Genomic DNA, 442 nt, shown 5'->3' on the forward strand with positions numbered 1-442 from the left:
TCGCTGATCACGGCATCCGTGATGTCCCCGGAAGGAACCATGACCCAGACCAGGCGCGGCGCCGGAAGCGCAGCAATAAGCTCGTCAACGGATGCGACATCGGCGATGTCCTGATTTCGGTCAAAGCCAGTGACTTCGATTCCGCCTCTCCGCATCCGTTCGCGCATGTTGAAACCCATTTTTCCAAGGCCGATCAGTCCGATGTGCACAGCGTGAACTCTTTTCTGCGTTAGCGATGGGAATGGGCCGACGCCCTGATGGGAGCCCGACGGGCATTACGAGGTACTTGTAGTCGTCCTGGCCTTCGCCGCCGGCGCGAGCCTGCTCGGTGATCATGTCGGCTTCGGTTCTGCTCGGTCGGGGGTGTTATGTGGACATGGTGGCGAACATCAGGGCCATGACGGCTGCGCCGAGGGCTTCGAGTCCGTGTTCAGCGCGGATG

General features: G+C 60.9%; 1 protein-coding gene. It reads right to left on the bottom strand.

Annotated features, from left to right (window positions below; all coding sequences use genetic code 11):
• Positions 1–209: NAD(P)-binding domain-containing protein (locus NFJ07_RS25715; protein WP_269998940.1), on the bottom strand; the 209-nt coding region annotated here is incomplete at its 3' end.
• Positions 210–442 lie beyond the last annotated feature (233 nt).

The sequence above is a fragment of the Arthrobacter sp. B2a2-09 genome (assembly GCF_027587375.1).
Classification (GTDB): domain Bacteria; phylum Actinomycetota; class Actinomycetes; order Actinomycetales; family Micrococcaceae; genus Arthrobacter.